General features: G+C 40.9%; 7 protein-coding genes. 6 read left to right on the top strand and 1 reads right to left on the bottom strand.

What is annotated here, in order from left to right:
• The 5 genes from A3761_RS18250 to A3761_RS18230 form a co-directional block, all read left to right on the top strand.
• A partial coding sequence (locus A3761_RS18250) for a hypothetical protein (RefSeq protein ID WP_231881255.1) occupies positions 1-262 on the top strand: 262 nt, incomplete at its 5' end.
• Positions 259-1,032 (top strand): metallophosphoesterase, encoded by a 774-nt coding sequence (locus tag A3761_RS18245; protein WP_068739598.1) that lies wholly within the window; start codon positions 259-261, stop codon positions 1,030-1,032. The genes A3761_RS18250 and A3761_RS18245, both read left to right, overlap by 4 nt.
• 2 nt (positions 1,033-1,034) lie before the next feature.
• Complete coding sequence (locus A3761_RS18240) at positions 1,035-1,457, top strand: NIF family HAD-type phosphatase (protein ID WP_068739279.1); 423 nt, start codon at positions 1,035-1,037, stop codon at positions 1,455-1,457.
• Positions 1,458-1,558: 101 nt separating this feature from the next.
• Positions 1,559-1,921 (top strand): hypothetical protein, encoded by a 363-nt coding sequence (locus tag A3761_RS18235; RefSeq protein ID WP_156491940.1) that lies wholly within the window; start codon positions 1,559-1,561, stop codon positions 1,919-1,921.
• Between the two features lie 195 nt (positions 1,922-2,116).
• The gene (locus tag A3761_RS18230) at positions 2,117-3,004 is read left to right on the top strand and encodes a hypothetical protein (RefSeq protein WP_068739603.1); all 888 of its coding nucleotides are present in this window, start codon (positions 2,117-2,119) and stop codon (positions 3,002-3,004) included.
• Positions 3,005-3,061: 57 nt separating this feature from the next.
• Here A3761_RS18230 and A3761_RS18225 read toward each other — a convergent pair whose 3' ends face one another.
• On the bottom strand, positions 3,062-3,283 hold the full coding sequence (locus A3761_RS18225) for a helix-turn-helix domain-containing protein (RefSeq protein WP_068739605.1): 222 nt from the start codon (positions 3,281-3,283) through the stop codon (positions 3,062-3,064).
• 113 nt (positions 3,284-3,396) lie between these two features.
• Here A3761_RS18225 and A3761_RS18220 point away from each other — a divergent pair.
• Positions 3,397-4,541 (top strand): hypothetical protein (locus tag A3761_RS18220; protein WP_156491939.1); only part of this gene is annotated, 1,145 nt, incomplete at its 3' end.

The raw sequence follows: 4,541 nt of genomic DNA, 5'->3' as shown, positions 1-4,541 counted from the left end.
TTTGGAATTAATGCTCATGTCAAAAGACATCAAAAAAGCATCTAATCGACTTGCATTTATTGACGGTCGGATTGACCCAGATACTTTATTCAATCATCTACGCAAACTTAGCGAGTCAGGCCTGCTTACAAAGACACTAGAAGAAAGAAATCGAATTCTATGTTCCGCAACTGATAACGGAATAATCACTTGGACCCATAGCGAAAACTATGTCCCCCCAAATAATATCTACGATGACCACCATCCTGGAGAGCAAAAATGACAAAAATTGCAATTCACAGCGACTTGCACATGGAGCTCCAAGGTGCTCCTATGTATTGGCTTGAGTTTACACCCGATATTCTAGTGTTAGCTGGTGATGTCCATAAAGCCTGTGACATTCAGAAAATACTACCATTGCTCACCGAATTCAGACCAAACATGGATATTGTGTTCGTGCCCGGCAACCACGAATACTACGGTTGCAAGAATATGATTGAGACAGAACAAGCTTTACGAGAAGAGTTCTCAAAGTCGAAACAAATACACTTTCTTCAATGCGATTCAAAAGTAGTCCAGGGCGTTAGGTTTATCGGCTGCACAGGTTGGACAACACTATCCGCTCTAAAAAACGAAGAGTTTCCTAATGTCGAACCAGTCATCGCTGATCGGATCAATGACTTTCATTATATTGGAATGGGTGACCATAAATTTAGTACACAAGAGTGTATTGAACTTGGGCACCAACAACGCGAATGGCTCAAACAACAGCTACAAGCAACACAAGATGAAAAACTCCCGTCCATGGTAGTGACTCACTTCTCACCGAGCCTCCAGTTTAGAAATAAACAGCACTCAATAGATGAAATTACAGCATATTTCTGTAACGAGCATATCGATCTCATTGATTCATACGCCCCTGACTATTGGGTATTCGGCCATACACATTTTAATGTCGATGAAATCAGAGGACGCACGCGTATCATCAGCAACCAACACGGTTATGGACGAGAATGCTCTGATTACCAACCAAATTTCATGATTGAATTGTAGAAATGATATTAGCTCTAGACCTTGAGTACACATTGATATCCAGCGCTGTCTCGTGCTTCGTCAGGCCCCATCTAAATGATTTCCTTGAATGGTCAAATGAAGCATTTGAAAAGGTATACCTATATACGACAGTTCCAGAACATAGAGTAGTGAAGATACAGCGTGATCTATTTGAGTTGAAGGAGGTTAATCACATTTTTCGTGATCTTAAATCTGTGACCTGGCCGAGGAAGGGGTTGAAAGATCTAACTTACGTCCATCACCAGTGGGACAGAGTAATCATGGTAGATGATCTGCCCGATTGTTATGCAGTACCCCACCAAAGAGATCAATGGATGGAGATTGAACCTTTTGATCCAGAAAAACCTGACATTGCGCTATCTAAGTTAATTGGGAAGCTTGAAACGAAACTAAGCGTCAATTGAGCCGATACCTCTTATTAAGTGTATTTTTTCTTGTATCCAAACTCAAATTAAAAGCCCTGATCAATGACATATTCAAACAAAGTTTATAGGAGATGATCTCAGTGAAAATGCAATCAAGAGTTGAAAAGTTTGAGAACGTTGGTTTTGTCTGCGACGCCTGTATGTCCCCTGTATTTTTTGAGGACAACGATATGCAAGCTTCCCTGTCAGCTAAGTTTGGACCTGGATCAGAGGAAGATGGAAACGAGTACCATCTAGATCTGTGCGAAAGCTGCTTCAAAGAGGCACTTTCAGAAATGAAGATCATACGTCGTAATGAATTCATGTTTGATGAAAAAAACAACGATGACGTTCGTTATCCAGATAAGTTTGGGCTTGTTCGGGAGTCTGGAAAAGCTGATATCCCCAGAACAAGAATTGTAGAAGGTATTCACCTAACTTCAGCCCAAAAGGAAGATGATTAATTTGGAGAGATTAAAGAGTAGAGCAAGGGAAACGAGCCTTAACATAAGGCTACGCCTCCTGCTTCGAATACTGTACTGTGAAATCGACGTTTGCGTCTCGGCTTCTTCGGCAGGTAATTTGTCTGGTTAATTTTAAATTGATCATATACACGTTAACAGGGATCTCACTTATGGATATCTATGGAGAATTTCAAGATGATTATTTACAACCAACAGACTCTAAGAGAGCTCATTTCTACCCTACACGAATATTTGAATGCTCGAGGGATTAATGTCGAAAATGCCCGCCTCTACGAGATATTTTCTCATTCACAAGGTTTCAAAACTTATGCCGCTCTGGTGAGTAGCTTGCCCATAATGTTGGATGAAAGTGCCGGTGTGACACGAGAGCTAATTGAGAGTTTTCGTCGTTATGGTATTAAATCTGAAGATCACACAATGCCAAGTACACGGTTACTTGCGGATATGGCCGATAGAAAGCAAGCATTTCCTACTGTGGCTGGTCCGCGTTGCGGTTTAAGGTTAAATATTGACTGGGATGATGGACGAATTTATCTTCCATCTGAATATCATGAGTCTGACCATAGATCTTGCCCATGGAATGAGCTTTATGGACATTCTTCGAGCTTCGTATTACCAGGTATTGTATTGAAGAAAGAATATGAAGCGCTTCGTGAGGAAATAGCTCCAATCGTTGACAGAGTCGTCGCTGGATATTCAAATAATGGGACTCAAGTGAAAGCGTCATTTACTGATGACGCAAATGAAGCGCTTGAGGAGTTGAGTTATTTGATTGACGACTTTGAATTTGAATATTCAGACCAGTGGGGGCCACTACCCATGGATTTATACTATGACGAGGCTGTGCACGTAAGCGATGTTGAGGAATTGAAGCTCACTGAAATCCGCTTGGATGGCGAATTGCTGCTCGATTACTCATTTACAGACATTCAGTTAAGACAGCTTGTTGCAGAGGAAGAAAATCGTGACATACCGATTAAGCATGAGTCTCTTTATCTTTATTTCAAAGATCTCAGAGACGATTGTCTTAAAAATTTCGAAGAGCAAAGTCAATCTAATTAGAAATTGAAGTGATCTATTAGCCACCCCTTCTCTTTTGGTGGCTAATACCGTGACTAATTAGGCGTAATCCAGAAGAACTTTCGCTTCTAACTCTAAAGCCCTAGCCAACTTCAAAATATTCAATAGAGCAACATTTCTATGCCCACTCTCAATCCCTGAAATATAGCTTCTGTCTATATCTGCAAGATAGGCAAGCTCTTCTTGAGTGATCTTTTTATCCTTTCTCAATCGCGCTAAGTTCCGTCCAAACTGGATTAGCTCTTCATTTGCTTCGGGCATTGAGTGGGCACCATTAAATGATACCTATAATCAACAAAATGCTGGAATTCACTACAGACTATGAGTAACATTTATCCACAGATTGCCAATAAAATGGAAAAAAGGAATTTTTGATGGAACCAAAGTTTAAGTACATTCTCTCGTCTACAGTTATGATATCTGCAATCGCACTGTCAGGTTGTGGTTCAGATGACCCTAAGCATGAAGAAGAACAACAAATTTCTGCTTATACAAATCTAGATCTTAGTGATGCTGCTTCTCTTGTGGTCGGCAGTGAGCAAGCTGCCTCTGGAGTAATGTCAGCAGCGAGTTTTACAGCATCTAATAGTAATGGACTCACTACAAACAATGTTTTGTACAAGGTAAGTGCAGACGGTTCTTTAGAAACAGTTAAGTTTGTAGATGAAGACGGTAATGAAACCGAAGTCGTATATCGACCTGAATGTGCTAAGAATATCAATGATGATTTCGTCGCAATGTATAGCACTCAACAGCTACCTCTAAAGTTCTTGGTTACTTCTGAAGATGGTTCGACGCTCAGCAGTTCCGAAGTAACACAGTCTGCTGCGATGTTATTGATAAGAAAAAGTGATGGGAAAATATTTCCATTGAAGGCAGGGGCTACTCGTCTTTATCCAAATTCAGAAGGCGAACATGTTCTGGTGCCGATTTGTGATCCGATTACCACTTCCAGTGATATGTGGACCTTACCTCATGACACTGTTTTAATAACCGGCGTATTAGATGAGAGTATTGGAGCGACATCATTTCTTCTGAACCTGAAGAAAGAAGGTGACCTGGAAGCCAGAACCTACCTTCTTCCTGGGGATGGCATTGGTAATTATCCAGTAACTATTTCTCCTAACGCGATCGCTTATGGCTCAAGAGTTATTGGTGACAACTCTCCAGGTGTTGGCCGCTTAGTTACTGGCGTTGAATCAGATATTCTATCAGGTGGAGTGGGTGATCGAATTCGACTACCAGATGGATTGAATTACAGACGTTTTTTGGAGCGCCAGTACACAGAAGAGTTTCGAGAACCAGATCTGTGTTTGAATTTGCATGAGAGCCAGAAAGAAGCATTTAACTGTGAAGAACAATGGATTAGAACCTATACAGGTTTTGATGAAGTTCTAACCGAGTACACCTTAACTTCAAATTCAAGGGTTGTTGAACAAGAAGTCTACCGTAGCACGTATTCTGAAGAGTATGATCCATCTGCAGCAAATTGGGGATTGGAATTTCGTTATCCAGGAAC

Source organism: Oleiphilus sp. HI0123 (assembly GCF_001635315.1).
This window is presented reverse-complemented; position numbering and strand designations above follow the sequence as displayed.